Source organism: Hydrocoleum sp. CS-953 (genome assembly GCF_002260545.1).
Lineage (GTDB): Bacteria > Cyanobacteriota > Cyanobacteriia > Cyanobacteriales > Microcoleaceae > Trichodesmium.
Genome location: NZ_LGSU01000809.1, coordinates 1 through 4,772 on the forward strand (window position 1 = coordinate 1; position 4,772 = coordinate 4,772).

Sequence of the window (4,772 nt, forward strand, 5' to 3'; positions counted from 1 at the left end):
ACCAAGAGGCAATTCAAGATTTTAGTCAAGTTATAGAAATTAATCCTAACTTTGCTGAAGCATATTATGGTAGAGGTTTGGCAAGGTTTGATTTAGGTAATAGGCAAGAAGCAATAGTAGATTATACTCAAGCTTTGGCAATTAATCCTAATTATATAGATGCTTATTTAGGTCGTGGTATTGCTAGGTTAATAATAGGAGATATTTCGGGAACTATTGCAGATGCTAATCAAATAATTGCGATTAATAGTAATTATGCTCCAGCATATAAATTGTTAGGTAATGCTTACCGTAAACAAGATAATCAAGCAGATGCAATTGCTAGTTTTAAGCGTGGCGGAGAATTATATTTAGAACAGAAGGATGCTGTTAATTGTCGGAAATGTTTGAATAATATTCAACAATTGCAAAATGTAGTTTCTCCTGCTGTTAAAACTGATAGTAATGTTCAGTGGAAAAAAGGTGATAGTAAAACATTTTTAACTCGAATGTTGAGAAGATTTGAAAAAGGCGATCGCCGAGGAGCAATAGCAGATTTAAACTGGGCATTACAAGTGGATGCTTCAGATTCTCAAGCTTATTGTTGTCGAGGAATTATTCGTTATAAACAAGGGGATAATTTAGGGGCAATATCAGATTTTAATCAAGCTTTGCAATTTAATAATCAAGATGTTTTAGCTTATCGAAATAGGGGTATGATTCGTAGTAAAATGGGAGATTTTAAAGGAGCGATCGCTGATTTTGATGCTGCTTTAAAAATTGAACCAAATAATTCACTTATTTATGTTACTAGAGGCAATGCTTATCGAGATATGGGTGCGTATCAAGAGGCAATAAAAGATTATGAACAAGCATTAAAAATTCATCCTAATGAAGCAAATGCTTTTTATCAGAGAGGTATTATTTATTCTCGTTTAGAAGAAATGACAAAAGCGATAGATGACTATCAGAATGCTGCTAAATTATTTGGGGAAGCTGAAGACTGGAAGAATTATCAAAAAACTTTGGATAATTTGAATAAAATTCAGACAACTGTACCTCGTGAGAATAATAATATTGATGAAGATATTAAGTATAAGAAACTGAAACAACAACTGTTAAAAATGGTTGGCGGACATTGGGAAATGGCAGAAATATTAATTGCAAAAGTTGAAGAGAAATATCCTGGTAGAGATAGGATTTGGTATTTGGAAAAAGTTATATCTGATTGGCAGCAACAGCAGGATAGTTGATTTATTAATTGATAATGGATAATTAATAATTAATAATGGATAATGGATAATGGATAATTATTTTTGTTTTACTTTTTGGCTGTCGCCGACATGAAATACTACATGAAAAGCATTTTGCTGGCGCAAAGCTTTCCGGTACACAATATTCATTATAAATTTGATGGGAGCATCTTGCTCCCACTGTTGCCTTCAGAAATATTAACCTTCAAACCCTAAGTCTTATTACCGAAAAATCAAGGTATAAAGCCTCTCCATTCATAGAGAAAAGAGAAAAAAAATTCCTTTAGATCAATCTTCTTCTTTATAAGAAGAGGTAATTAATAATTATTAATTATTAATTATTGAACATAGGTCATATTGTGATCTATAGCTGAGAAAACTTGATTCTTAGCAGTTTCGGAAGTTAAACATTCACAGGCTAACTGAGCTACATCAGCTCGATGAATAGTTCCGGCAATTTTATAGTCTGTAGTTAAAAAACCATTACCTGTAGCTGGTTCCGACTTTAAACCACCAGGGCGAATAATAGTATAAGTGAGTCCACTGTTAATCAGATGCTGCTCTGCTTTTTCTTTTTCTAGCAAGACCGGACCGAGAGTTTCTAATGCTTGGGGTGGCAAAGCAACTGCACTTTCACCACTACCGATAGAGGAAATAAGGATAAATTGTTGTACTTTAGCTTTGACAGCAATATCAATCAGATTTTTATTACCCAAATAGTCAGCACGCTCACCATCTTTCGGTAAACCACCAATAGTGCTAATAACTGTGCCGATATTTTCCTCACCTAGTATTGCAGTTTCCACAGATGCTATATCTAAAGCATCACCCATGACAACTTTAAGACCCATTCCCTCTAATTCGGGTTTAGTGTCGGGCAAACGCAATAATGCTTTAACTTTGTGATTTTCTGCAATTAGACATTTAGCAATTTCTCGCCCTACTCCTCGACTTGCACCAGCTAAAAAAATGTAAGATTCAGATGTCATGTTTGCGATAATTTTCTAATTTTGGTATTAAGGTTTATAGTTAGGACTTACGCAGGCGAACCCAGAAACGCGGTTTCTACGAGAAATCCTTGTTTTGAACAATAGATGTCTACGAGAAACTGGGTTTCTTTGCGTAAGTCCTAATAGTATAGCAATTATATCATGTCTGGTTGAATGGGTTTGGAGACCAAACCCCTACGGATATTTTAGGAAAGCAGAAGGCAGAAGGTTTTTTTCATTGCGATCTTAATTTTATCAGGACTTACGCAACTGCAACGTATTTTCGTCATTGCGACGGTCGGGTTTGCGGAGCAGTCCGGAACGGATAGCAATCTCAAACCCCTGTTTTTCGTACCTCATGCGTAAGTCCTATTTATATAGAAACTATTTGGTATCTCTGCTCCCTGCTATAATTAATTTCCTGTTAATTCAATAGCACGTTGATAAGCTGCTACAGACTCATTAAGTTGACCTATTTCTTGTAAAGCATTTCCTAACAAATGGTAAACTTCTCCCATATCTATATTATCCTCGCTTTCAGGAAAAGTTGCTTGAGTTTTATTAGCGTCTAATTTAATGACTTGCTCATAACAAGCGATCGCCTCTTGCCATTGTTCTTTTTCTGTTAAAGCTTTACCTAAAGCATAGTAAGACTCTATAGACTCAGAATTTAACTCTACTACCTGTCGATAATATTTAACTGCTTCATCCCAGTTTTCTTGGGAGCTAAATATTTCTCCTAAACTATAGTAAGCTTCCCACAATTTAGGGTCTAATTTAATAGCTTGCTCAAAACAACATATTCCTTGCTTTGTTTTACCTTCTTCTANTCTGTTAAAGCTTTACCTAAAGCATAGTAAGACTCTATAGACTCAGAATTTAACTCTACTACCTGTCGATAATATTTAACTGCTTCATCCCAGTTTTCTTGGGAGCTAAATATTTCTCCTAAACTATAGTAAGCTTCCCACAATTTAGGGTCTAATTTAATAGCTTGCTCAAAACAACATATTCCTTGCTTTGTTTTACCTTCTTCTATTAAACCATTACCTAAAGTACAAAACTCTTGGGGAGTCGTCCAACTGGGATGTTGGATAAGCGCATTGTAGGATAGCTCCGCAGCTTCATCAACTTTTCCTTGAGCTAGCAATAACTCAACTAAATTGCGATAACCATCTTTTAAGTCGGGTGCCAGTTTAATTGCTTTTTGGTAAGCACTTATCGCTTCTGACTGTCGCTGCTGTTGAACATATAATTCTCCTAAACTGATATAAACTTCGGGAAAATTTGGTTGCACTTCTAAGGATTTTTGATAAGCACCCATGGCTTCATCTATTTTATTCATCTTTACCCAAGCTTTACCCATTATTTGATAAGCTACAGCATTAGGTTTCAGAGAAATTATCTCTTCACAAGTAGCGATCGCTTGATAGAATTTACTATTGGCTAAATTTGCCTCTGCTTGTTTAATTAAGTTTGCTCGATCCACTTTAGGCGACTTATTTTTTCCTTTGTGGTCTAAAGATGACTGCAAAATATCTTCAGGATGAATATGTTGAGGTTTATGACCGTTAATTTCTACCTGTTTCTCTACTTTATTATTAGCTACCTCTTTAGCTTTTTGCTCGTAAATTAGAGCTTCATCTAACTTACCCTGACGCTTCAAAGTAGCAGCCAAATTATGATAAGCAGCAGCATAATTTGGGTTTAATTTGATCGCCCGTTGATAACAAGATATAGCTTTAGTGAATTGACTTTGACGACAGAGAGTATTACCTAAATTTAGATATTGGTCAGGAGTAATATTTTCTGGTTGCAAGGTATATGCTTGATACCAACAGTCTGCTGCTTCTGCTTGTTTACCTACCTGAGACCATGCTTTGGCTAAGTTGCGATATGCTCCAGCAAAATCTGGTTTAAGAGTGATCGCTTTCTGATAACAGGGTATTGCCTGCTCCCATAATTCTTCTTGTGCATACAGACTGCCCAGGTTAGAATGAATTGAAGCATCTTTACTATCAAGAGATATTGCTTTTAGGTAATTTTTTTTCGCTTCCTGATGTTGACTAGCACTACCCATTTTTTGCTGGATATTACCTAATATTTTGTAAGCTATTGCTAGCTCTGGTTTAACTGCTATTGCTTGTTGACATTCAGCGATCGCTTTTTCATATAATCCTTCTTGGTTATAAGTGGTAGCATTTTGAATATGAATATCTGCTAGGGATATCTCTAATGCTAGTGACATCTCTGATCCTTTATTCTCAACAGGATGAGCATTTATCTGTATGGCTGTTTGCTCGGTGTCTTCTATTTGGTCAATAGGGGATAAATTCTGTGTTTGATCTATTTTTTGTGCTGCATTTTTATAGCCATTACCATTAGTATTGCTAAAATTTGTTTGATCATAAAAACTTAACTCTTCAATAGAAAATTCTATTGTATCTTTTTCGGCCTGATTTTTCAGTAGGTATAGATTTAGGAATTAAAACTTTTGCTACATTGAGTAATGGTCAAAAAATTGATGCGCCTAAACCCTTGAAAAAACGGA

Annotated in this window: 3 protein-coding genes and 1 pseudogene; 1 reads left to right on the plus strand and 3 read right to left on the minus strand. The window is 35.2% G+C overall.

Annotated elements, in window-relative coordinates:
* Positions 1 to 1,232 (plus strand): tetratricopeptide repeat protein (locus AFK68_RS10125; protein ID WP_143437752.1); only part of this gene is annotated, 1,232 nt, incomplete at its 5' end.
* A 338-nt stretch (positions 1,233 to 1,570) separates the two neighbouring features.
* Here the strand turns inward: AFK68_RS10125 and AFK68_RS10130 are convergent.
* The 3 genes and pseudogenes from AFK68_RS10130 to AFK68_RS44750 form a co-directional block, all read right to left on the minus strand.
* Positions 1,571 to 2,221 carry an SDR family oxidoreductase gene (locus AFK68_RS10130; protein ID WP_094672599.1) on the minus strand — a complete coding sequence of 217 codons (651 nt, stop codon included), beginning with the start codon at positions 2,219 to 2,221 and terminating at the stop codon, positions 1,571 to 1,573.
* Between the two features lie 413 nt (positions 2,222 to 2,634).
* Positions 2,635 to 3,050 (minus strand): tetratricopeptide repeat protein (locus tag AFK68_RS44745; RefSeq protein ID WP_168186397.1); only part of this gene is annotated, 416 nt, incomplete at its 5' end.
* Between the two features lies 1 nt (position 3,051).
* Positions 3,052 to 4,469: pseudogene (locus AFK68_RS44750) on the minus strand (tetratricopeptide repeat protein); the annotation flags it as partial.
* Between the last annotated feature and the right edge of the window lie 303 nt (positions 4,470 to 4,772).

Coding starts and splice junctions, on each gene's coding strand:
- AFK68_RS10130 (WP_094672599.1), bottom strand. CDS start 2,221: ATGACATCTGAATCTTACATTTTTTTAGCTGGTGCAAGTCGAGGAGTA.